We start from the raw sequence: 21,710 nt of genomic DNA, 5'->3' as shown, positions 1-21,710 counted from the left end.
TGGTGAAACAAGCATGCGGTGGTCCGCTGGCCGGGTTGACTCACGTAGCAGCTGCCGAGCCTTGGCGAGGTTGCGTTTGCGGTGTGTCAGGCAGGCCGCTGACGCAGCCTCGCCAAGGCTCGACAGCTGCTACGCGACGTTTGTCTTGCGCAAGGGACCAAGGTCACGATAGCTGGCCCCGGGATGGTTGTCCGCCAAGCGCGCGCCGTCTCCAAACAATTTCTCTCGCAGGGTGCCCTGGGCGTATTCAGTCTTGTACACGCCACGCTTCTGCAGCTCCGGCACCAGCAGCTCGACCGCGTCGATAAAGGTCTCGTGGGTCAATGCATAGGCCAGGTTGAAGCCGTCCACATCGGTCTCCTCAACCCATTCCTGCAACAGATCGGCCACGGTTTCCGGGCCGCCGACAAACAACGGGCCAAAGCCACCGATGCCGACCCAGTCTGCCAGTTCGTTCGGGGTCCAGACCTTGTTCGGGTCGGCGGTGGAGAAGGCTTCCACCGCCGATTGAATGGCGTTGGTGTGCACATGTTTGAGGGGTTCATCGGGCTTGAACTGGCTGAAATCGATACCGGTCCAGCCGGAGATCAGCGCCATCGCGCCTTCGTAGCTGACGTAGGATTTGTACTCTTCAAACTTGGCCTTGGCCTTGGCGTCGGTTTCGCCAACGATCACCGTCTGCAGGTTGAAGATCAGGATTTTCTTCGGATCACGGCCCGCCTCAGCCGCACGCCGGCGGATGTCAGCGACGGTTTTCGTCAGCAGCACTTTCGACGGCGCGGCGACGAACACGCACTCGGCCTGCTCGGCGGCGAACTGTTTGCCTCGGCTGGAAGCGCCGGCCTGGTAAAGCACCGGCGTGCGTTGTGGCGAAGGCTCGCACAGGTGAATGCCGGGCACCTGGAAGTGTTTGCCGACGTGACGGATCTCGTGGATTTTGCTCGGGTCACTGAAGATCCGCCGCTCGCGGTCGCGCAACACGGCGCCCTCTTCCCAACTGCCTTCCCAGAGCTTGTAGCAAACCTCCAGGTATTCCTCGGCGTAGTCGTAGCGCGCATCGTGTTCGGTCTGGGCTTTCTGGCCGAGGTTCTTCGCGCCGCTTTCCAGATACGAGGTCACGATGTTCCAGCCGACGCGACCCTTGGTCAGGTGATCGAGGGTGGAAAGGCGCCGGGCGAACGGATACGGGTGTTCGAAGGACAGTGAAGCCGTCAGGCCAAAGCCCAGATGTTCGGTGACCAGCGCCATGGGGGCGATCAGCGACAGTGGGTCGTTGACCGGCACTTGGGTGGCCTGGCGAATCGCCGCGTCACCGTTGCCGTTGTAGACGTCGTAGATACCCAGCACATCGGCAATGAACAAGCCGTCGAACTTGCCGCGTTCGAGAATTTTCGCCAGATCGGTCCAGTACTCCAGGTCTTTGTACTGCCACGAGCAGTCACGCGGGTGCGCCCACAGGCCTGGCGACTGGTGGCCGACACAGTTCATGTCGAAGGCATTCAAGCGGATTTCACGAGGCATTAAACAGTACTCCGGGGGGCGACACCGTTGAGGTGGTAGTTGCCGACAATCTGGTATTTCCAGCGCAAGGGATCATCAAGGGTGGGTGGCAGTGCGGTGCGCTGGCCGGTGAGTTCGAATTCGGCGTTGCTGGCGGCAATAAGGGCTTCGGCGGCCGCGATCTGCGCTTCGGTGAGGGCAACCGGGCTGGGGTGGGTTTCGGCACGCTCGAACAAAGCGGCCGCGACCTCCACGCGAATCTGCAAATCGCCGAAGCGGCTGATCACGTAGGGGTCATCACTTTTCTCGACAAAGCGCCGGGTGCTTTCCAGCAGTTGGCGCGCCTGATTCAGTGCGGTCATGGATGCAGCTCCTCAGTTCCAGGCATGGCGTGCAGGCTTGACGCCGTTGAGCACAAAGTTGCCGATCAGGTGGTATTTCCAGCGAGCCGGGTCATGCAGGGTGTGGGTGCGCGCGTTGCGCCAGAAGCGGTCGAGGTTGTGCTTGCCGGATACCGAGCGGGTGCCGGCCAGTTCGAAGAGTTTGCTGCTGGCGAGCAACGCGGTTTCGGCTGACAACACCTTGGCCTGGGCGACCACCAGCGAGGCATTGGCCACGGTGTCTTCGTTGGGGTTGGCCAGGGCCTGGTCGACGGCAAGGCCGGCCTTGGCGAGGATCGCTTCGGTGCCGTGGACCCGCCATTCCAGGTCGCCGATGGCGGCGATGGTGAACGGGTCTTGCCAGCCGTGATCCTGCTGGCTGTCGATCCAGGGCCGGGCCTGGCGTGCATGGATTTTTGCTTGTTCCAGCGCGCCAAGGGCGATACCGGTGTCCACCGCTGCCTGGATGATCTGGGAAATCGGGCCGTTGGCGGTGGGCTGATCGAACGCCTGGTGGGCGGGAATCACCGCACTCAACGGCACCTTCACGCCATCGAGGGTCACGCCGCCACTGGCGGTGGTGCGTTGACCAAAGCCGTCCCAACTGTCGACCACTTGCAGCCCCGGCGCGTCCCGCTCGACAAAGGCAATGAAGGCCTGGTCTTTTTCGTTGACGCCCACGGTCGGCACGATATGGGCGAACAGCGCACCCGTGCAGTAGAACTTCTCGCCATTGACGTACGCACTGTCACCGTCAAAGCGCACTTGCGTATCAAAGGTGCCGGCGTTCTTGCTCTTGGCTTCGGAGAAGGCGTTGCCGAAACGGTAGCCCTGCAAGACCTTGGCGAAGTAGTGCTGCTTTTGTTCCTCGCTGGCGGTTTGCAGGAGGATGTCGACAACGCCCAGGTGGTTCTGCGGAATTTGCCCCAAGGACGGATCGGCGGCGGAGATCAGCTTGATCACCTCGGCCACCGTCACATAGGACACCCCGGCGCCACCGTAGGCCTTGGGAATGGTGATGCCCCACAGGCCGCTGGCGGAGAATTCATCCAGTTCGGCCACCGGCAGGCGTCGTTCGCGGTCACGCACACCGGCTTCGACGGCGAAACGCTTGGCCAGCTCGGTGGCGACGGCAATGGCTTCGGCGTCTGAGCGAATGATGTGAGCAGGTTGCAGGGGTTGGGCTGACATGGGTCGACTCCAGGCTCCAGAGAGATACTGGGGTAATTGCAGGAGTCGTGCCTGAATCCAATGCTCAATAAAATCAGAGGGTTGCTTGTAAAACGGGGAACTCGTCAGCGGTTCAAACCAGCAAAGTGTCCAACCACTGTTGCGCTGCCAACAGTTAGATCACCACGTTGCGCACAAACCGCACCGCCACGTCGCCGTCATTGCGATAGGCGTGAAGCTGGCGGCTGGCGAACATCAGGAACTCACCGGTGGAGACGTGTTTTTCCTCGTCACCCAGCACCAGCGTCAGCGTGCCTTCGAACACGAACAGCTGCACGCTCCAGCCGTCGGGGTCCGGCTCGGGCATGTAGCGATCACCGGGCTCCAGGCGCATCTCCCATAGCTCCACCTCGCGGCGAGCGGTGGCTTTGGCCAGCAGCACGGCTTTGCTGCCGGCGATCTCACCGGCCCAGGCCAGTTCGTTGATACGGCTGTGGTCGGGGGCATCCGGGGCCTGGATCAGGTCGCTGAAGGCCACGTCCAGGGCTTCGGCCACCCGATCGAGGGTCGACAGGCTGACGTTCTTCTCCCCCGCCTCGATCGCCACCAGCATGCGCCGGCTGACGCCGGACTTTTCGGACAACGCCGTCTGGCTCAATTCGGCCGCATGGCGCAAACGCCGAACGTTCTGGCTGACGTGTTGCAGGACCGAGGCCCGTTGTGGATTTTCTTTGTGCACTATATTGCTCACAGGGTGGGTTTGCGCAGTATACTGCCCAGCTTGCGGCGCATTGTGCGGTCCGCGCCCTTCCTGTGCAAGACCGAGCCGCCATGACCACCTCCCCGTTGTTTTCCCGTTTCAGCAAAGCCGAATGTGTATTGGTGGTGATCACCATGTTTTGGGGCGGCACCTTTTTGCTGGTGCAGCACGCCATGGCCGTGAGCGGCCCGATGTTTTTTGTCGGCCTGCGGTTTGCGGCGGCGGCTGTGATCGTCGGGGCGTTTTCATTGCGCAGCCTGCGAGGCCTGACGCTGTTTGAGTTGAAGGCCGGGTGCTTTATCGGTGTGGCGATCATGTTTGGCTACGGTTTGCAGACCATTGGCTTGCAGACGATCCTGAGCAGCCAGTCGGCATTTATTACTGCGCTGTATGTGCCATTCGTGCCGCTGCTGCAATGGCTGGTACTGGGACGGCGGCCGGGGTTGATGCCGAGCATCGGCATCATGCTCGCGTTTACCGGGCTGATGCTGCTGACCGGCCCGGCCGGGGCATCATTGAATTTCAGCCCCGGTGAAATCGCCACGCTGATCGGTGCGGTGGCGATTGCCGCCGAGATCATCCTGATCAGCGCCTTTGCCGGGCAGGTGGATGTACGCCGGGTGACGGTGGTGCAACTGGCCACGGCTTCAGTGCTGTCGTTCCTGATGGTGGTGCCGATGGGCGAGGCGCTGCCGGCGTTTTCCTGGTTGCTGCTGTTCAGCGCGGTGGGCCTGGGGCTGACCAGCGCGGTGATTCAGGTGGCGATGAACTGGGCGCAGAAAAGCGTCTCGCCGACTCGCGCCACGCTGATTTATGCCGGGGAGCCGGTGTGGGCCGGCGTGGTCGGGCGGATTGCCGGCGAGCGCTTCCCGCCGATTGCCATGGTGGGCGCAGCGTTGATTGTGGCGGCGGTGATTGTCAGCGAAATGAAAACCCGTCGGCAGCGGCTCGCCGAACCCGAGATCGAACTGGAACACGAAAAGCAGGGTTAGACACCTCAGAGGCGCAACTCGCCGTCCAGGTTAATGGCTTGCAGAAACGCCTCGTCATGGGACACCACGATCAATGCACCCTGGTATTGATTGAGCATTTGCTCCAGGGCAATCCGGCTGGGCAAGTCCAGATGGTTATCGGGTTCGTCCAACAACAGCAATTGCGGCGGACGTTGGGCGTAGAGCTGTGCGGCCAGGGCAATTTTCAGGCGCTCGCCACCGCTCAGTTGGCAGGTGTCGAGCATCGCGCGGTCAGCATCAATGCCCATTTGCGCCAGCCGGGTACGCGCTTCGCTTTGCGGCAATAGCGGATTACTTTCGTAGAGCCATTGCACCGCCGTGCGTTGGGGGTGCTCCAGCCCGGCGTGTTGGTCCAGCCAGCCAATATGACAACTGCGCGCCAACTCACCGGCAGCCACCGGCAACTGGCCGGCAATCACCCGCAGCAGGGTCGACTTGCCACTGCCATTGGCCCCCAGGATCGCCATGCGCATCGGGCCGGTCAGGGTGAGATTGATCGGTGCGCGGCTGCCAAACGGCAGCACCACCTCGTTGAGTTGCAACACCAGCTTGCCCTGAGGCACCACGCTTTCCGGCGACAGCATCATGCGCTGGATCTCGGGCGCACACCGTGCACGCGCCTCGGCGATCCGCTGCTGTTGCTGCTCACGCGCCAGCTGCTGATTGAGGCGCAACTTGCCCTGGCTGTTTTCACTGCGCTCTTTCTGGGCGTTGGTGATCAGTTTGGTCTGATTGCCATCCCGGGCCTGGCGGTCGCCCCGGGCATTGCGGCGCTGCTGACGCTCCATCTGGATGACCGCTTCACGTTGTTCACGTTTGGCGTGCGCGCGCTCCCCCTGCAACGCCGATTGAAACGCCTGCTGTTCCTGCTCCCGTGTCGCCGCATAGTGGCTGTAGTTACCGCCGTACACCGCCAACCCCTTGGGCGACAGTTCGACAATCTCGTCCATATGCTCCAGCAATCCACGATCATGGCTGATCAGCACCAGGCCGCCGGACCAGCGATCAATCTGCTGGGCAAGCTTGTGTTGCTGATCAATGTCCAGATGGTTGCTGGGCTCATCGAGGATCAGCCAGTCTGCCCTGGACAACCAGGCGCCCAGCAAAGCGACGCGCTGGCGTTCGCCCCCACTGAGGGCCGCGGTAGGCGAGTCGGCAGTCAAGTGCCCCAGACCGATGTGTTCCAGGGCCGCCGCCAGTCGCGGCGCGCAATCCCATTGATCGACCGCCAGTGCATGGTCGTGTTCGTCCAGACTGCCCTCGGTGATACGCGCCAGCGCCGCCAGCACTTGGTCGACACCTGCCAGCGCCGCTACGGTGGGATAGCGCTCGGGCTCCAGCAGTTGCGTCACCGCGTACACACTGCCCTCACGGCGCACATGCCCGCGGGTGGGCTGCAAGGTGCCCGCGAGCATTGCGCCCAACAAGGACTTGCCAGTCCCATTGGCCCCCACGAGGCCGGTCGCCCGGGCGCTGAAGGCATGGTTCAGGTTGTCAAACAGCATGCGTCCATCCGGCAGGCTGTAGGCGACATGGTCAAGGTGTAGCAATCGCTGGGTCATCACACGTCCTTATGCAACAGGCTGAAAAAAGCCTGTGAACAGCATACCTGCCCTGAATACAGGCATTGAAACAATGCCAAACAGTCTTTTTCAGCCTACCTTGTAGGATCCTGCCACATCTTGCCGTTTGGTGATCAAGATTCCGGCACGTATGATGCATCCCAAACTCCCGCAGATTAGAAGCCTATGTCCCTGATAGTTCTACTGCTTCTGCCCTTTATCGGCAGCTGTCTCGCGGCCTTGCTGCCGCACAACGCACGTAATACAGAGTCCCTGTTGGCCGGCCTCGTTGCCCTGGTCGGGACGGTTCAAGTCGCCCTGCTCTACCCCCAGATCGCCCACGGTGGCGTGATACGTGAAGAATTCATGTGGTTGCCCAGCCTCGGGCTGAACTTCGTATTGCGCATGGACGGTTTTGCCTGGTTGTTCTCGATGCTGGTACTGGGCATCGGGACGTTGGTGTCGCTGTACGCCCGTTATTACATGTCGCCGGAAGACCCGGTGCCGCGTTTCTTCGCGTTTTTCCTGGCCTTTATGGGCGCCATGCTCGGCCTGGTGATTTCCGGCAACCTGATCCAGATCGTGTTTTTCTGGGAACTCACCAGCCTGTTCTCGTTCCTGTTGATCGGCTACTGGCACCACCGCGCCGATGCCCGGCGTGGCGCCTATATGGCGCTGATGGTCACCGGCGCAGGCGGCTTGTGCCTGCTGGCAGGGGTGATGCTGCTCGGGCATATCGTCGGCAGCTACGACCTGGACCAGGTCCTGGCTGCCGGTGATCAGATCCGTGCCCATTCGCTGTACCCGATCATGCTCGCCCTGGTGCTGATCGGCGCGCTGAGCAAAAGCGCGCAATTCCCCTTCCACTTCTGGCTGCCCCACGCCATGGCTGCACCGACGCCGGTGTCGGCCTACCTGCACTCGGCAACGATGGTGAAGGCTGGCGTGTTCCTGCTGGCCCGGCTGTGGCCGTCGCTGTCCGGCAGCGAAGAGTGGTTCTGGATTGTCGGCGGTGCCGGCGCCATTACCCTGCTGCTCGGCGCTTATTGCGCCATGTTCCAGAACGATCTCAAGGGCCTTTTGGCCTACTCCACCATCAGCCACCTCGGGCTGATCACCTTGCTGCTGGGCCTCAACAGCCCGCTGGCCGCGGTCGCCGCGGTGTTCCATATCCTCAACCACGCCACCTTCAAGGCGTCGCTGTTCATGGCGGCGGGGATCATCGACCACGAAAGCGGCACCCGTGACATTCGCAAGCTCAGCGGCCTGGTGAAGCTGATTCCGTTTACCGCGACGCTGGCGATGGTCGCCAGTGCGTCCATGGCTGGCGTGCCGCTGCTCAACGGCTTCCTGTCCAAGGAAATGTTCTTCGCCGAAACCGTGTTTATCTCCGCCACTGCCTGGGTTGAAATCGCCCTGCCGGTCATCGCAACTATCGCCGGTACCTTCAGCGTGGCCTATGCCCTGCGCTTTACCGTGGATGTGTTCTTCGGCCCTAAAGCCACCAACCTGCCTCACACTCCGCACGAGCCACCACGCTGGATGCGCGCGCCGGTGGAGTTGCTGGTGTTCACCTGCCTGCTGGTGGGGATTTTCCCGGCCCAGGTGGTCGGTTCGATCCTCGCCGCTGCCGCCTTGCCGGTGGTCGGCGGCGAGCTGCCGGAGTACAGCCTCGCCATCTGGCATGGCTGGAACGCGCCGATGATCATGAGCCTGGTGGCCATGTCCGGCGGTGTCGTGCTCTATCTGCTACTGCGCAAACAACTCAAGTTGGGCCGCTTCAAATACCCGCCGATCATCAGCTACTTCAATGGCAAGCGCGGCTTCGAGCGCTGCCTGGTGGTGATGATGCGCGGGGTGCGCAAGATCGAAAAACGCATCAGCACCAAGCGCCTGCAAACCCAATTGTTCCTGCTGGTGCTGGCGGCGGTGATCGCCGGCTTGATCCCGATGCTCTACAGCGGTATCAGTTGGGGCGACCGGCCGAAGATCCCGGGTTCCATCGTGTTCGTCACCCTGTGGCTGCTGGCGATCGCCTGTGCCCTGGGCGCCGCCTGGCAAGCCAAGTACCACCGGCTGGCGGCCCTGACCATGGTCAGCGTGTGCGGCCTGATGACCTGCGTGACTTTCGTCTGGTTCTCCGCGCCGGACCTGGCGCTGACCCAACTGGTGGTGGAAGTGGTCACCACCGTGCTGATCCTGCTGGGCCTGCGCTGGCTGCCACGGCGGATCGAAGAAGTTTCGCCACTGCCCAGCTCGTTGCGCAAGGCACGCATCCGCCGTCTGCGGGACTTCCTCCTGTCCACCGTGGTGGGCGGCGGCATGGCGCTGCTCTCGTACGCGATGCTGACCCGCCAGACCCCCAACGACATCTCCTCGTTCTACCTCAGCCGCGCCCTGCCCGAAGGCGGCGGCAGCAATGTGGTAAACGTGATGCTGGTGGACTTCCGCGGGTTCGACACCCTGGGAGAAATTACCGTGCTCGGTGCAGTGGCGCTGACCGTCTACGCCCTGCTGCGCCGCTTCCGTCCTTCGAAAGAAAGCATGGAGTTGCCCGCGCAGCAGCGCCAGCTCGCACCCGATGTAGCCACCGACCTGGTCAACCCGCGCCAGGCCAGCGACACCGCCCTGGGCTTCATGATGGTGCCGGCCGTGCTGGTGCGCCTGCTGCTACCGATTGCCCTGGTCGTCTCGTTCTACCTGTTCATGCGTGGCCACAACCAACCGGGCGGCGGGTTTGTTGCCGGGCTGGTGATGTCGGTGGCGTTCATCCTGCAGTACATGGTCGCCGGTACCCAGTGGGTCGAGGCGCAGATGAGCCTGCGGCCGATGCGCTGGATGGGCTTTGGCTTGCTGTCGGCAACGTTGACCGGGCTTGGCGCACTGTTTGCCGGCTACCCGTTCCTCACCACCCACACCTGGCACTTCAGCCTGCCGGTGCTGGGGGACATCCACGTCGCCAGCGCGCTGTTCTTTGACGTCGGCGTGTACGCCATGGTGGTCGGCTCGACCTTGCTGATGCTCACCGCCCTGGGCCACCAATCGGTGCGTGCCCATAAACCCAGCAACCAGCCGAAAGCCGTTGCCAGCCAAGGAGGAGCCGCCTGATGGAAGAAGTCATCGCAATTGCCATTGGGGTCCTGGCGGCCTCCGGCGTCTGGCTGATCTTGCGGCCACGGACGTTCCAGGTGGTGATGGGCCTGTGCCTGCTCTCCTACGGGGTCAACCTGTTCATCTTCAGCATGGGCAGCCTGTTTATCGGTAAAGAGCCGATCATCAAGGACGGCGTGCCGCAAGACTTGCTCAACTACACCGATCCGCTGCCCCAGGCCCTGGTGCTGACGGCGATCGTGATCAGCTTCGCCATGACCGCGCTGTTCCTGGTGGTGCTGCTGGCGTCCCGGGGACTGACCGGCACTGACCATGTGGATGGCCGGGAGCCCAAGGAATGAGCTGGATGAATCAACTGATCATCGCACCGATCCTGCTGCCGTTGCTGACCGCCGCGCTGATGCTGATGCTCGGCGAGAAACACCGCCCGCTCAAGGCACGGATCAACCTGTTCTCCAGCATGGTCGGCCTCGGCATCGCCGTGCTGTTGCTGTACTGGACCCAGCAAGGCGGCCCCGGCTCCATCGGTGTGTACCTGCCGGGCAACTGGCAGGTGCCATTCGGCATCGTGCTGGTGGTGGACCAACTGTCGGCGATGATGCTGGTGCTCACCGGGATCATCGGCGTCAGCGCGCTGTTGTTTGCCATGGCCCGTTGGGACCGTGCCGGCACCAGCTTCCATGCACTGTTCCAGATTCAGTTGATGGGCCTGTATGGCGCCTTCCTGACCGCCGACCTGTTCAACCTGTTCGTGTTTTTCGAGGTACTGCTGGCGGCGTCCTACGGCTTGATGCTCCACGGCTCCGGTCGGGCGCGGGTATCATCGGGGCTGCATTACATCTCGATCAACCTACTGGCTTCGACCTTGTTCCTGATTGGCGCAGCGCTGATCTACGGCGTCACCGGCACCCTGAACTTTGCCGACCTGGCCCTGAAAATCCCCTTGGTACCGGAGGCCGATCGCGGCCTGCTGCACGCCGGTGCAGGTATCCTCGCCGTCGCCTTCCTGGCCAAGGCCGGCATGTGGCCGCTGAACTTCTGGCTGGCACCCGCCTACTCCTCGGCGAGTGCGCCGGTGGCGGCGATGTTTGCGATCATGACCAAGGTCGGCGTGTACACCGTGCTGCGCCTGTGGAACCTGCTGTTCTCCGGCCAGGCCGGCGCCTCGGCGCTGTTTGGCGGTGACTGGCTGATCTACGGCGGCATGGCGACCATCGTCTGCGCGGCGCTGGCGATGATCGCCGCGCAACGCCTGGAACGCATGGCCAGCCTGAGCATTCTGGTGTCCGCCGGGATCCTGCTGTCGGCGGTGGGGTTTGCCCAGCCCAGCCTGACGGCCGGGGCGCTGTTTTATCTGGTCAGCTCCACCCTGGCGCTGAGCGCGCTGTTCCTGCTGGCCGAGCTGATCGAGCGTTCGCGCTCGGCCAACGACATGCCCCTGGACGATGAAATCGAAGCCCTGCCCAAGGCTATGGAATCCCTGCATCCACCGCCCGGCACCAACCTCGACGATGAACAGAAAGCCGTCGTCGGCCAGGTCATTCCCTGGACGGTGGCCTTCCTCGGCCTGAGCTTTATCGCCTGTGCCCTGCTGATCATCGGCATGCCGCCGCTGTCCGGGTTTATCGGCAAGCTCAGCCTGCTCAGCGCGTTGATCAACCCGATGGGCCTGGGCAACGCCATCGACGAACCGGTGCGCCCGGCGGCGTGGGGCCTGGTGGCGCTGTTGATCTTCTCCGGCCTGGCCTCGCTGATCGCCTTCGCCCGCCTTGGCATCCAGCGTTTCTGGACCCCCGAAGAACGCCCGTCGCCGCTGTTGCGCCGCTTCGAGTGCGTACCGATTTTCTTCCTGCTGGGCCTGAGCATTGCCCTGACGTTCAAGGCCGAGCCGCTGATGCGCTACACCCAGGCCGCCGCCGAAAGCCTGAACAACCCGGAGCATTACGTGATGGCGGTCATGGCGACGCGCCCGGTGCCGAGCCCTGAAGCCAAGGCCGCCGCATTGGAGATGCAGCCATGAAGCGTCTGTTCCCTGCCCCGTGGCTATCGTTGGCGCTGTGGTTGTTGTGGCTGGTGTTGAACCTGTCCGTCAGCCCCGGCAACCTGCTGCTGGGTGCGATTCTCGGTTTTGCCGCACCGCTGATGATGGCGCCATTGCGCCCGTTGCCGATCCGCATCCGCCGCCCGGGGGTGATCATCCGTTTGTTCTTCCTGGTGGGGCGTGACGTGATCATCTCCAACCTTGCCGTGGCCTGGGGCATCCTGACCTGCGGCTCGCGCCCGCCGCGTTCGCGCTTTATCAAGATCCCGCTGGACCTGCGGGATGCAAACGGCCTGGCCGTGCTGGCGATGATTACCAGCGTGACACCGGGCACCGTGTGGTCGGAACTGGCCCTGGACCGCAGCATCCTGCTGATCCACGTGTTCGACCTGGATGACGAAGCGCAGTTTATCGAGCACTTCAAACACGCCTACGAACGGCCCCTGATGGAGATCTTCGAATGAGCGCCCTGCTCTCCAATGCGATCCTGTTCAGCCTGTTCCTGTTCTCCCTGGCCATGGTGCTGACCCTGGTGCGCCTGTTTAAAGGCCCGTCGGCCCAGGACCGGGTCCTGGCGCTGGATTACCTGTACATCCTGGCGATGTTGATGATGCTGGTGTTGGGCATTCGGTACGCCAGTGACACCTATTTTGAAGCGGCATTGTTGATTGCGCTGTTTGGTTTCGTGGGGTCGTTTGCCCTGGCGAAATTCCTGCTGCGTGGGGAGGTGATCGAATGATCAATGTTGGTGTGTTGCCGCTGTGGGTTGAAGTGATCGTCGCGGTTTTATTGGTACTTAGCAGTCTGTTTGCGCTGATTGGTGCGATTGGGCTGTTGCGGATGAAGGACTTCTTTCAGCGCATGCACCCGCCGGCATTGGCCTCGACATTGGGTGCGTGGTGTGTGGCGTTGGCGTCGATTGTGTACTTTTCGGTGCTCAAGTCCGGTCCGGTATTGCACGGTTGGTTGATCCCGATTCTGCTATCGATCACGGTGCCAGTGACCACGTTATTGCTGGCACGCACTGCGCTGTTTCGCAAGCGCATGGCCGGGGATGATGTGCCGGCTGAAGTCAGTAGCCGTCGGAACGACAGCGATAGCTGAAAATGCCGATAATTATCTGTCACCCCACCCCTTTGCGCTCCACTTACCTTTATCGGACAACCTACCTTCCCGATACAGGTAATGACCATGTATACCCATTCCGATGCGTTGACCACGCTGTTTGATTTGCTCAACTCGCTGAACGCACTCATTTCACACTTGACGGTCCAGCAACAGGCAGCCAAGCAGCGAGGTCTCGAGTTATATCAACTCGGTGAATTCGAAGAGTGCGAAACCCATTTGACCATCTCCGCCTCGGCTGGCGATGCACCGTCCCAATACGCCCTGGGCGAGGCCATTCGGCGCCGGGTCGGCAGTATTAACACCGAAGCACAGGCGTGGTACCAGCGGGCCGCCGAGCAGGGCCATGTGTACGCGCTGATGCGCCTGGGAGGCGACCCCAACCTGACCAAGGCCAAAAACCTCGCACAGACGCGTGCCGATGCCAACGACGGCGAAGCCATGCTGCAGCTCTACGAACTGACCAAAGACCGCTCGTGGCTGAGAAAGGCAGGCGATGCAGGCTGTGCCGAGGCCTATTACATTGCGGCGCTGCTGTACGACAAAAACCCGGAAGCCAGTGACAACCGCGACTCCATGCTCAGGTACGCGGCCTTCAAGGGCTTCCCGCCGGCGATGAAGTGGCTGGCCAACATGCAGACCTACTACCGCAACCTCTCGTACCAGCGCACACACCTGGAAAAACGGCTGGCGCTGAATGACCTTGATGGCGTCATGACCTATGCCGGTGCGCTCGGCGGGTTTGATATCGATGAAAGTGGCACCAACCGCTATCACTACCCCGAGAACAAAATCCACGCCTATGGGTTGTACTGGCTGGTCATGGACAGTACCCGGCAAAACCCACGGCATGGCGACGCCGCAGGCTACCTGCGACAGCTGGGCAGTGCGTTGAATACTGAAGAAATAGAAACAGCCAAGGCGTATGGCCGCCAGTGGAAAACCGAGCACCCGGCGCTGTCGGAGTTCAGGTTGACCTATAGCGACCTGAAATGACCGACCGCTGATGACGGATCGAGAGCACGCCCGGCAGTTAAAGATTAATTAATCCAAAAACAGCTTGGCTAAGCATTTCCAGGCTGATACGGTTTAGTGGATTATTTAATCCACTAAACCTCAGGCCTTCCCATGACAGCTCACACCCCTCGCTTTAACCAAAAAGTCGCCCTGGTCACCGGCGGTTCCCGCGGTATTGGCGAAGCGATCGTCCGTCGGCTTTCTGCTGAAGGTGCAGCGGTCGCGTTTACCTATTCTTCTTCTGCCGACAAGGCGCAAGCGCTGGTTGGCCTGATCGAAAGCAAGGGCGGAAAAGCCTTGGCGATTCAGGCCGACAGCGCTGATGTGGTGGCGATAGAACGGTCGGTCGCGACCACCGTCGAGCGCTTCGGCGCGTTGAATATCCTGGTCAACAACGCCGGGATTCTGCTGATGGGCACCGTCGACATCTTCAGCCTGGAAGACTTCGACCGGATGTTTGCGGTCAACGTGCGGGCCACGTTTGCGGCGGCCAAGGCGAGCTCGGCGGTGATGCACGAGGGTGACCGGATCATCACCGTCGGCAGCGTGGTCGCTCAACGTTCGGGCTTCCCGGGCTCCAGCGTCTACAGCATGACGAAGTCGGCGATCGCCGGTATGATCCGCGGCCTGGCGATTGATTTCGCCCCGCGCGGCATCACCGTCAACAACGTGCAGCCGGGCCCGACCAGCACCGACATGAACCCGGCAGATGGACCCCATGCGGATATGATCAAAAGCCTGATCCCCTTGGGCCGCGTGGGCACTGCCGATGATGTTGCCGGTATGGTTGCTTATCTTGCGTCCGAAGACGCGGCATTTGTCACCGGCGCCAGCATGACCATCGACGGTGGTTACCTGGCCTGATCCATCAACTGCAGTTTTCCCCGAGGTAACCATGGCAAGACCCAGAGCATTCGACCGCGACCAGGTGCTGCGCGAAGCCATCCGGGTTTTCTGCGACAAGGGGTTTGCCGCGGCCTCGACTGAAGAACTGATGCAGGCCATGGGACTGAGCCGCCAGAGCATGTACAACACCTTTGGCGACAAACGCCAGTTGTACCTGCTGGCGATGGCCGAGTATCAGCGCACCGGCGTCGATGATTTGATCGAGCGCCTGAACCAGGGCCCGACGCCGTTGCAGGCACTGCACGATACCCTGCAATCCTTCGCCACCCGCGCCCTGCGGGAAGGAACGGCGGGTTGCATGGGGGTCAATGCCATCTGCGAGTTCGGCATGGGTGATGAAGAAATCAATCAACTCACCGCCCACAGCGCCGACCGCTTGCGCAATGCATTCGGACAGACGCTGGAGCGTGCGCAGGAACAAGGCGAATTGAACGCCGACACCGACGTGCCGGGCGCGTGTGACTTTCTGATGGCCACCCTCAGCGGTATGAAAGTCGCCAGCAAGGGCGGCGCATCGGTTGAGCAACTGGAGCGCATTGCGGGGTTTGCACTGCGGGCGCTCAGCGCAAACGCGTGATCAGCCCACTAGAGGATCGGCGCGCCAAATCGGCCCAGTCGTGGCATCCAATGATCCAGGATCTGCGCTGACGCCAGGATATGGTGCGCATGCCCGATCAACAGCCGACGCGGCACGAACCCGATATAGCGAGAGTCATCGCTGTTGTCCCGATTGTCGCCCAGCATGAAGTAACTGTCGGCAGGCACCACCACCGGACCGAAATCGCGCAACGCCCGTACCGTCGGCATGAACTGAATCGTGCGCTGGCTGTTGTTCGCACGCTCGGTCAGCCTGATCCCTGGGACCGTGTGGCCCGGAGCGATGGGCTCGCTGATGTCCTGCCCATTACTGTAGGTGGCCGGCGTACCGTTGACCCACAACACCTCGTCGCGCATTTCCAGGGTATCGCCGGGGATGCCGACAATGCGTTTGATCAAGCGCGTGCCGTCCTTGGGCGAAGAGAACGTGACGACATCGCCGCGCTGGGGGTTATCCAGTTTGGCCAGGGAAATATCGGTGAGGGGCAACTTGAGGTCATACGCCACGCGATTGACCAGCACCACATCACCCTCAAGCAATGTCGGGCGCATGGAGCCGGATGGAATGGGATTCCAATCGGCCAGGGACGTACGGAAAACCCCGAAGCACAGCCAGAAAATGATCGCGTAACGGTAGCGGATTAACCAACGGCGCATAGATCCTCGCAATACGAAAAGGGACACCGGTCTGCGCCGGGTACCCATGGTAATTTTTGGCAATGCTCGCTTATTGCATCGCAAGATTAAATTAACATTAGCGTCGTCGACCCATGACAGTCGGTATTTTCAAGCACACAGAAAAGGAGTTTCACGCCCCATGGATAGCAAATGTTCGGTCTTTATCGCAGCCAGCGTCGACGGCTTTATTGCCCGGCCAGACGGTGATATCGAGTGGCTTCATCGCCCTGAGTACGACGGGGTCGAATTGAACGGCGTGACCTATGAACACTTCATCGCCACCGTGGATGCGCTGGTGATGGGCCGCAAGACCCTGGAAAAAGTGTTGTCCTTTCCGGAATGGCCCTATGAGGGTTTTCCGGTGTTTGCGCTCTCTCATCAGTCGCTTGAGCTACCTGAGCATTTGAAGAGCAAGGTTGAGGTCGTGAGCCAGGATGTGACCGCCCTCGTGGCCGAGTTAGCCGAGCGCGGGATGAAACACCTGTATATCGACGGAGGCCAGACGATTCAGCAGTTTCTTGAGGCGGGTTTGATCGACGAGATGATCATCACGCGTATTCCGGTTGTGCTGGGCCAGGGGATTCCCTTGTTCAGCCAGTCGGGCAGTGGGCATGAGCTTCGGCATATCGGCACGTATGCGTCGGATAACGGGTTTGTTCAAAGCCGGTATGAGGTGAGTGGCAAGCGCTGATGCTCATTGAGCGATTGGGTTGAATCGAAAAGCGCAAAAGTAAGCAAAACGCTCTTGCCCACCACTCGGCTCCTCGCCTAGGCTCGGAGTGGTTTAACGGGGCGCCTAAGATCAAGATCAAAAGCAGATCAAGAGCACAGCGGCCTACCGGCCGGCTTGAGTGTGGTGAAGCAACAGCAAAATCAGAAGCGGGCACGGTTTAAATGTGGGAGCGGGCTTGCTCGCGAAGGTCGTTAACGATGACGTGGGCGTCCTGATTCAACGCGGCGCCCTCATGTTATTCGCGAGCAAGCCCGCTCCCACATTAAGCAGCTTTGCGTTTGATCTTGAGATGGCTTGCTCGCCCCTCGATGTGTCAACCATGTCCCCGCACAGGTGTCCCGTCCAAGACATGCTGTAAGAATCGCCACCCGAATAACGGATAGATAGGCCAAAAAAAAACGCCCCGAACCAGTCGGGGCGTTTTTTATTCAGCATTCACTCATCAAGCCTGATCAGCCAACCGCCACGTCGTCCCGCCCTTCCCGTCTTCCAACACCACACCCATCGCGGTCAGTTGGTCACGGATCCGGTCAGACTCCGCCCAGTCCTTGTTGGCCCGGGCAGTCAAACGTGCCTGAATCAGCGCATCAACTTCAGCGGCATCCACACGCCCTTCAGCGCCCGCCTGCAGGAAGTCATCGGCTTCCATCTGCAATACGCCCAGCACGCTCGCCAGCTCTTTCAAACGTGCAGCAAGCCCAGCCGCTGCGTCGAGATCGCTCTCGCGCAGGCGGTTGATCTCACGCACCATTTCAAACAGCACCGCGCAGGCTTCCGGCGTACCGAAGTCGTCGTTCATTACTTCGGTAAACCGCGCAACAAACGCTTCGCCGCCCGCAGGCGCCACGGAGGGCAGGCCTTTCAACGCGTGGTAGAAACGCTCCAGGGCGCCTTTGGCATCCTTGAGGTTGTCTTCCGAGTAGTTGATCGCGCTGCGGTAATGGCTCGACACCAACAGGTACCGCACCACTTCCGGGTGATACTTTTCCAGCACGTCGCGGATGGTGAAGAAGTTGTTCAAGGACTTGGACATCTTCTCGCCATTGATGCGAATCATGCCGCAGTGCATCCACGCGTTGGCGTAGGTCTTGCCGGTGGCCGCCTCGCTTTGGGCGATTTCGTTTTCGTGGTGCGGGAACTCAAGGTCGCTGCCGCCGCCATGAATGTCGAAGGTCTCGCCCAGGCAGCAGGTGGACATCACCGAGCATTCGATGTGCCAGCCCGGACGCCCGGCGCCCCATGGCGACTCCCAGCTCGGCTCGCCGGGCTTGGTGCCTTTCCACAGCACGAAGTCCAGCGGGTCTTGCTTGGCTTCGTCGACTTCGATCCGTGCACCAATGCGCAGGTCTTCGATTTTCTTGCGCGACAGCTTGCCGTAGCCCATGAACTTGGCGACACGGTAGTACACGTCGCCATTGCCCGGAGCGTAGGCGTATCCCTTGTCGATGAGGGTCTGGATCATCGCGTGCATGCCCGGGATATGGTCCGTGGCGCGCGGCTCCATGTCCGGCTTGAGGATGTTGAGGCGCGCCTCGTCCTCGTGCATCGCAGCAATCATGCGCTCGGTCAGCGCGTCGAACGACTCGCCGTTTTCGTTGGCGCGATTGATGATCTTGTCGTCGATGTCGGTGATGTTGCGCACATACGTCAGGTCATAACCACTGAAACGCAACCAGCGGGTCACCAGGTCGAAGGCAACCATGCTGCGGCCGTGGCCGATGTGGCAGTAGTCGTACACGGTCATGCCGCACACGTACATGCGCACCTTGTTGCCATCCAGCGGCTTGAAGACTTCTTTGGTCTTGCTGAGTGTGTTGTAGATCGTTAGCACGACAGTTCCTTAAAACAGAATCACTGGCCCCACGAATCACGCAAGGTCACGGTACGGTTGAATACCGGAGCACCGGGTTTCGAGTCCTTGATATCCGCGCAGAAGTAACCTTCGCGCTCGAACTGGAAACGGTCTTCCGGCTGTGCGTCGCCAAGCGATGGCTCGGCACGACAACCAGTGAGTACTTGCAGGGAGTCAGGGTTGATGTTGTCCAGGAAACTGGCGCTGTCTTCAGCCTTTTCAGGATTCGGAGAACGGAACAGACGATCGTACAGGCGCACTTCGCACTCGATGCTGGCAGCGGCCGGCACCCAGTGGACCACCCCTTTGACCTTGCGGCCTTCCGGGTTCTTGCCCAGGGTTTCCGGGTCGTAGGAGCAACGCAGTTCGACGATGTTGCCATCGGCGTCCTTGATCGCTTCGTCGGCACGGATCACGTAGCTGCCGCGCAGGCGCACTTCGCCGTTCGGCTCCAGGCGCTTGTAGCCTTTTGGCGGCTCTTCCATGAAGTCATCGCGGTCGATGTAGATTTCACGGGCGAACGGCAGCTTGCGCACGCCGAGTTCTTCTTTCTGCGGATGACGCGGCAGTTCGAGGTTTTCGACCTGGTCTTCCGGGTAGTTGGTGATCACGACTTTCAACGGACGCAGCACGCACATGGCGCGCGGGGCGTTCGCGTCGAGGTCCTGACGGATGCTGAACTCGAGCATGCCGTAGTCGACCACGCCGTCGGAGCGGTTGGTGCCGACCATCTCGCAGAAATTGCGGATCGACGCCGGGGTGTAGCCACGACGGCGGAAGCCCGACAGCGTCGACATGCGCGGGTCGTCCCAGCCGAACACGTGCTTTTCATCAACCAGCTGCTTGAGCTTGCGCTTGCTGGTGATGGTGTAGTTCAGGTTCAGGCGGCTGAACTCGTACTGACGCGGGTGCGCCGGTACCGGCAGGCTGTCGAGGAACCATTCGTACAGCGGACGGTGGCTTTCGAACTCCAGGGTGCAGATGGAGTGGGTGATGCCTTCGATGGCGTCCGACTGGCCGTGGGTAAAGTCGTAGTTCGGGTAGATGCACCACTTGTCACCGGTCTGGTGGTGATGGGCGTGGCGGATGCGGTACATGATCGGGTCGCGCAGGTTCATGTTCGGCGAGGCCATGTCGATCTTGGCACGCAGTACACGGGCGCCGTCCGGGAACTCACCGGCGCGCATCCGGGCGAACCAGTCCAGGTTCTCTTCCACCGAACGGTCGCGGAACGGGCTGTTCTTGCCCGGCTCGGTCAGGGTGCCACGGTATTCCTTGGCTTGCTCCGGGGTCAGGTCGTCGACGTAGGCCTTGCCGGCCTTGATCAGCTCGACGGCCCAGTCGAACAACTGGTCGAAATACTTGGAGGCATAGCGCACTTCACCGGACCATTCGAAGCCCAGCCACTTGATGTCGCTTTCGATGGCGTCGATGTATTCCTGGTCTTCCTTGGCCGGGTTGGTGTCGTCGAAACGCAGGTGCGTAACGCCACCGAACTCCTGGGCCAGGCCGAAGTTCACACAGATCGACTTGGCGTGGCCGATATGCAGGTAACCGTTGGGCTCAGGCGGGAAGCGGGTGACGATCTGCGTGTGCTTGCCCGAATCCAGGTCCGCCTGGATGATCGGGCGCAGGAAATTGACCGGGACGGCAGGTCCGGCCTTGGAATTCGAGGTAGGGTCGACAGTGGGCTTGCTCATAGGATCCTTGAACAGACGAAGTACTTGGCCGGGTGAGGCCGACAAACAAAGGGCTTATCATAGCCGATGCTGTCAAGACCCTGACAGAGCGTGGCCAAAAACTGCTGCATTTATTGCATGGGCGGTAAAAAACCACCTCGAAATTCCCGCAGGTCACGCTAAACTGCGCGCCTTGGCTGCCGTTTTTGCCAAGCAGGTAAGGCGCAAAACGCCCAAACCCACGAATTCCTTGAAAGAGTAGTGAACATGACTCAAGTCAAACTGACCACCAACCACGGTGACATCGTCATCGAGCTGAACGCCGAGAAAGCGCCGATCACCGTCGCCAACTTCATCGAGTACGTTAAAGCCGGCCACTACGAAAACACTGTTTTCCACCGTGTCATCGGCAACTTCATGGTCCAGGGCGGCGGTTTCGAGCCGGGCATGAAAGAAAAGAAAGACAAGCGTCCAAGCATCCAGAACGAAGCGGACAACGGCCTTTCCAACGACAAGTACACCGTCGCCATGGCCCGTACCATGGAGCCGCATTCGGCCTCCGCGCAGTTCTTCATCAACGTCGCCGACAACACCTTCCTGAACCACAGCGGCAAGAACGTGCAGGGCTGGGGTTACGCGGTATTCGGTAAAGTCACCGCAGGCACCGACGTTGTCGACAAGATCAAGGGTGTGCAAACCACCGGCAAGGCAGGTCACCAGGACGTACCGGTAGACGACGTTATCGTCGAGAAAGCCGAGATCGTTGAGTGATATTGCTGATTTCAGATTTGCATCTGGAAGAGGAGCGCCCGGACATAACCCGGGCGTTTCTGGATTTACTGAACGGCCGCGCCCGTTCCGCCCAGGCGTTGTACATTCTGGGGGACTTCTTCGAAGCCTGGATTGGCGACGATGGGATGACGCCCTTCCAGCGTTCGATTTGCCAGGCTCTGCGCGAGCTGAGCGACAGCGGCACCCAGATTTTCATCATGCATGGCAACCGGGATTTCCTGATCGGCAAGGCGTTCTGCAAAGCCGCAGGCGCAACCTTGCTCAAGGACCCGAGTGTGGTGCAGTTTTACGGCGAGCCCGTGCTGTTGATGCACGGCGACAGCTTGTGTACCCGCGACCTTGGCTATATGAAGCTGCGGCGCATCCTGCGCAACCCCATCACCCTGTTCATCCTGCGCCACCTGCCCTTGGGCACGCGGCACAAGCTGGCGCGCAAGCTGCGCAGTGAAAGCAGCGCCCAGGTGCGGATGAAGGCCAACGATATTGTCGATGTGACGCCTGAGGAAGTGCCGAGGGTGATGCAGGCGTTTGGCGTGCGTACGTTGGTGCATGGCCACACCCACCGCCCGGCGATTCACAAGTTGCAGATTGGCGAGCAAGCGGCCAAGCGCATTGTGCTGGGGGATTGGGACAAGCAAGGGTGGGCGTTGCAGGTGGATGAGCAAGGGTTTCAACTGGCGGCGTTTGACTTCGTCAACCCGCAGTTGGCACTGCCCGGCGCTTGACCCAGATCGTTCCCACGCTCTGCGTGGGAATGCATCCTGTGACGCTATGCGTCACGACCTTCAAAAGCG

At 61.0% G+C, this 21,710-nt stretch carries 21 protein-coding genes; 13 read left to right on the top strand and 8 right to left on the bottom strand.

Annotated features, from left to right (window positions below; all coding sequences use genetic code 11):
* Window positions 1-129: 129 nt before the first annotated feature.
* The 4 genes from ACUN0G_RS24200 to ACUN0G_RS24185 form a co-directional block, all read right to left on the bottom strand.
* Window positions 130-1,521, bottom strand: a complete 1,392-nt coding sequence (locus ACUN0G_RS24200; RefSeq protein WP_445574470.1) for an LLM class flavin-dependent oxidoreductase — start codon at window positions 1,519-1,521, stop codon at window positions 130-132.
* Complete coding sequence (locus ACUN0G_RS24195; RefSeq protein WP_017477002.1) at window positions 1,521-1,862, bottom strand: acyl-CoA dehydrogenase; 342 nt, start codon at window positions 1,860-1,862, stop codon at window positions 1,521-1,523. Before ACUN0G_RS24195 ends, ACUN0G_RS24200 begins: the two co-directional genes overlap by 1 nt.
* A gap of 12 nt (window positions 1,863-1,874) precedes the next feature.
* Window positions 1,875-3,071: an SfnB family sulfur acquisition oxidoreductase gene (locus tag ACUN0G_RS24190; protein ID WP_421524987.1), complete on the bottom strand. Its 1,197-nt coding sequence runs from the start codon at window positions 3,069-3,071 to the stop codon at window positions 1,875-1,877.
* A gap of 154 nt (window positions 3,072-3,225) precedes the next feature.
* A complete protein-coding gene (locus ACUN0G_RS24185) occupies window positions 3,226-3,789 on the bottom strand; it encodes a helix-turn-helix domain-containing protein (RefSeq protein ID WP_445574469.1) in 564 nt (187 codons plus the stop codon).
* A 92-nt stretch (window positions 3,790-3,881) separates the two neighbouring features.
* On the opposite strand from ACUN0G_RS24185, the gene ACUN0G_RS24180 reads away from it, so the two are divergent.
* On the top strand, window positions 3,882-4,802 hold the full coding sequence (locus ACUN0G_RS24180) for a DMT family transporter (RefSeq protein ID WP_445574468.1): 921 nt from the start codon (window positions 3,882-3,884) through the stop codon (window positions 4,800-4,802).
* A gap of 5 nt (window positions 4,803-4,807) precedes the next feature.
* Here ACUN0G_RS24180 and ACUN0G_RS24175 read toward each other — a convergent pair whose 3' ends face one another.
* Window positions 4,808-6,385, bottom strand: coding sequence for an ABC-F family ATP-binding cassette domain-containing protein (locus tag ACUN0G_RS24175; RefSeq protein WP_445574467.1), 1,578 nt, complete (start codon window positions 6,383-6,385; stop codon window positions 4,808-4,810).
* A gap of 186 nt (window positions 6,386-6,571) precedes the next feature.
* Between ACUN0G_RS24175 and ACUN0G_RS24170 the strand changes: the two genes are divergently transcribed.
* From ACUN0G_RS24170 to ACUN0G_RS24130, 9 genes are all read left to right on the top strand, one after another.
* On the top strand, window positions 6,572-9,493 hold the full coding sequence (locus tag ACUN0G_RS24170; protein ID WP_445574466.1) for a monovalent cation/H+ antiporter subunit A: 2,922 nt from the start codon (window positions 6,572-6,574) through the stop codon (window positions 9,491-9,493).
* A complete protein-coding gene (locus tag ACUN0G_RS24165; RefSeq protein WP_003192163.1) occupies window positions 9,493-9,837 on the top strand; it encodes a Na+/H+ antiporter subunit C in 345 nt (114 codons plus the stop codon). The genes ACUN0G_RS24170 and ACUN0G_RS24165 overlap by 1 nt, the downstream gene beginning before the upstream one ends.
* Window positions 9,834-11,516 (top strand): monovalent cation/H+ antiporter subunit D, encoded by a 1,683-nt coding sequence (locus ACUN0G_RS24160; RefSeq protein WP_421524973.1) that lies wholly within the window; start codon window positions 9,834-9,836, stop codon window positions 11,514-11,516. Before ACUN0G_RS24165 ends, ACUN0G_RS24160 begins: the two co-directional genes overlap by 4 nt.
* On the top strand, window positions 11,513-12,001 hold the full coding sequence (locus tag ACUN0G_RS24155) for a Na+/H+ antiporter subunit E (protein ID WP_177071035.1): 489 nt from the start codon (window positions 11,513-11,515) through the stop codon (window positions 11,999-12,001). Before ACUN0G_RS24160 ends, ACUN0G_RS24155 begins: the two co-directional genes overlap by 4 nt.
* On the top strand, window positions 11,998-12,276 hold the full coding sequence (locus ACUN0G_RS24150) for a K+/H+ antiporter subunit F (protein WP_003211751.1): 279 nt from the start codon (window positions 11,998-12,000) through the stop codon (window positions 12,274-12,276). Before ACUN0G_RS24155 ends, ACUN0G_RS24150 begins: the two co-directional genes overlap by 4 nt.
* A complete protein-coding gene (locus ACUN0G_RS24145; protein WP_258346835.1) occupies window positions 12,273-12,641 on the top strand; it encodes a Na+/H+ antiporter subunit G in 369 nt (122 codons plus the stop codon). The genes ACUN0G_RS24150 and ACUN0G_RS24145 overlap by 4 nt, the downstream gene beginning before the upstream one ends.
* A gap of 87 nt (window positions 12,642-12,728) precedes the next feature.
* Window positions 12,729-13,658: a tetratricopeptide repeat protein gene (locus ACUN0G_RS24140; RefSeq protein WP_445574465.1), complete on the top strand. Its 930-nt coding sequence runs from the start codon at window positions 12,729-12,731 to the stop codon at window positions 13,656-13,658.
* A 132-nt stretch (window positions 13,659-13,790) separates the two neighbouring features.
* Window positions 13,791-14,543, top strand: coding sequence for a 3-oxoacyl-ACP reductase family protein (locus ACUN0G_RS24135; RefSeq protein WP_445574464.1), 753 nt, complete (start codon window positions 13,791-13,793; stop codon window positions 14,541-14,543).
* A gap of 31 nt (window positions 14,544-14,574) precedes the next feature.
* Window positions 14,575-15,162 (top strand): TetR/AcrR family transcriptional regulator, encoded by a 588-nt coding sequence (locus tag ACUN0G_RS24130; protein WP_445574463.1) that lies wholly within the window; start codon window positions 14,575-14,577, stop codon window positions 15,160-15,162.
* 8 nt (window positions 15,163-15,170) lie between these two features.
* Here the strand turns inward: ACUN0G_RS24130 and lepB are convergent, their stop codons facing one another.
* Window positions 15,171-15,839 carry a signal peptidase I gene (lepB, locus tag ACUN0G_RS24125; RefSeq protein WP_421524968.1) on the bottom strand — a complete coding sequence of 223 codons (669 nt, stop codon included), beginning with the start codon at window positions 15,837-15,839 and terminating at the stop codon, window positions 15,171-15,173.
* A 160-nt stretch (window positions 15,840-15,999) separates the two neighbouring features.
* Here lepB and ACUN0G_RS24120 point away from each other — a divergent pair, with 160 nt between their 5' ends.
* Window positions 16,000-16,551, top strand: a complete 552-nt coding sequence (locus ACUN0G_RS24120) for a dihydrofolate reductase family protein (RefSeq protein WP_445574462.1) — start codon at window positions 16,000-16,002, stop codon at window positions 16,549-16,551.
* Between the two features lie 484 nt (window positions 16,552-17,035).
* Here the strand turns inward: ACUN0G_RS24120 and cysS are convergent, their stop codons facing one another.
* Together cysS and ACUN0G_RS24110 are read right to left on the bottom strand one after the other, a co-directional pair.
* A complete protein-coding gene (gene cysS / locus ACUN0G_RS24115) occupies window positions 17,036-18,424 on the bottom strand; it encodes a cysteine--tRNA ligase (RefSeq protein ID WP_008432427.1) in 1,389 nt (462 codons plus the stop codon).
* A gap of 20 nt (window positions 18,425-18,444) precedes the next feature.
* The gene (locus tag ACUN0G_RS24110; protein ID WP_421553356.1) at window positions 18,445-20,145 is read right to left on the bottom strand and encodes a glutamine--tRNA ligase/YqeY domain fusion protein; all 1,701 of its coding nucleotides are present in this window, start codon (window positions 20,143-20,145) and stop codon (window positions 18,445-18,447) included.
* Window positions 20,146-20,391: 246 nt separating this feature from the next.
* Here ACUN0G_RS24110 and ACUN0G_RS24105 point away from each other — a divergent pair, with 246 nt between their 5' ends.
* Both ACUN0G_RS24105 and lpxH read left to right on the top strand, forming a co-directional pair.
* Window positions 20,392-20,895 (top strand): peptidylprolyl isomerase, encoded by a 504-nt coding sequence (locus tag ACUN0G_RS24105; protein WP_445574461.1) that lies wholly within the window; start codon window positions 20,392-20,394, stop codon window positions 20,893-20,895.
* Entirely contained in the window at window positions 20,892-21,641 is a 750-nt protein-coding gene (lpxH, locus tag ACUN0G_RS24100) for a UDP-2,3-diacylglucosamine diphosphatase (RefSeq protein ID WP_445574460.1), read from the top strand. Before ACUN0G_RS24105 ends, lpxH begins: the two co-directional genes overlap by 4 nt.
* Window positions 21,642-21,710 lie beyond the last annotated feature (69 nt).

Source organism: Pseudomonas sp. 32A (genome assembly GCF_052682255.1).
Note: the sequence above shows the minus strand (reverse complement) of the source record. Positions and strands in the feature narration are given on the sequence as shown.

Coding starts and splice junctions, on each gene's coding strand:
- ACUN0G_RS24105 (WP_445574461.1), top strand. CDS start 20,392: ATGACTCAAGTCAAACTGACCACCAACCACGGTGACATCGTCATCGAG.
- ACUN0G_RS24130 (WP_445574463.1), top strand. CDS start 14,575: ATGGCAAGACCCAGAGCATTCGACCGCGACCAGGTGCTGCGCGAAGCC.
- ACUN0G_RS24160 (WP_421524973.1), top strand. CDS start 9,834: ATGAGCTGGATGAATCAACTGATCATCGCACCGATCCTGCTGCCGTTG.
- ACUN0G_RS24200 (WP_445574470.1), bottom strand. CDS start 1,521: ATGCCTCGTGAAATCCGCTTGAATGCCTTCGACATGAACTGTGTCGGC.
- ACUN0G_RS24145 (WP_258346835.1), top strand. CDS start 12,273: ATGATCAATGTTGGTGTGTTGCCGCTGTGGGTTGAAGTGATCGTCGCG.
- ACUN0G_RS24140 (WP_445574465.1), top strand. CDS start 12,729: ATGTATACCCATTCCGATGCGTTGACCACGCTGTTTGATTTGCTCAAC.
- ACUN0G_RS24180 (WP_445574468.1), top strand. CDS start 3,882: ATGACCACCTCCCCGTTGTTTTCCCGTTTCAGCAAAGCCGAATGTGTA.
- ACUN0G_RS24170 (WP_445574466.1), top strand. CDS start 6,572: ATGTCCCTGATAGTTCTACTGCTTCTGCCCTTTATCGGCAGCTGTCTC.
- ACUN0G_RS24150 (WP_003211751.1), top strand. CDS start 11,998: ATGAGCGCCCTGCTCTCCAATGCGATCCTGTTCAGCCTGTTCCTGTTC.
- ACUN0G_RS24190 (WP_421524987.1), bottom strand. CDS start 3,071: ATGTCAGCCCAACCCCTGCAACCTGCTCACATCATTCGCTCAGACGCC.
- ACUN0G_RS24110 (WP_421553356.1), bottom strand. CDS start 20,145: ATGAGCAAGCCCACTGTCGACCCTACCTCGAATTCCAAGGCCGGACCT.
- ACUN0G_RS24135 (WP_445574464.1), top strand. CDS start 13,791: ATGACAGCTCACACCCCTCGCTTTAACCAAAAAGTCGCCCTGGTCACC.
- ACUN0G_RS24165 (WP_003192163.1), top strand. CDS start 9,493: ATGGAAGAAGTCATCGCAATTGCCATTGGGGTCCTGGCGGCCTCCGGC.
- ACUN0G_RS24120 (WP_445574462.1), top strand. CDS start 16,000: ATGGATAGCAAATGTTCGGTCTTTATCGCAGCCAGCGTCGACGGCTTT.
- ACUN0G_RS24195 (WP_017477002.1), bottom strand. CDS start 1,862: ATGACCGCACTGAATCAGGCGCGCCAACTGCTGGAAAGCACCCGGCGC.
- ACUN0G_RS24155 (WP_177071035.1), top strand. CDS start 11,513: ATGAAGCGTCTGTTCCCTGCCCCGTGGCTATCGTTGGCGCTGTGGTTG.
- ACUN0G_RS24175 (WP_445574467.1), bottom strand. CDS start 6,385: ATGACCCAGCGATTGCTACACCTTGACCATGTCGCCTACAGCCTGCCG.
- lepB (WP_421524968.1), bottom strand. CDS start 15,839: ATGCGCCGTTGGTTAATCCGCTACCGTTACGCGATCATTTTCTGGCTG.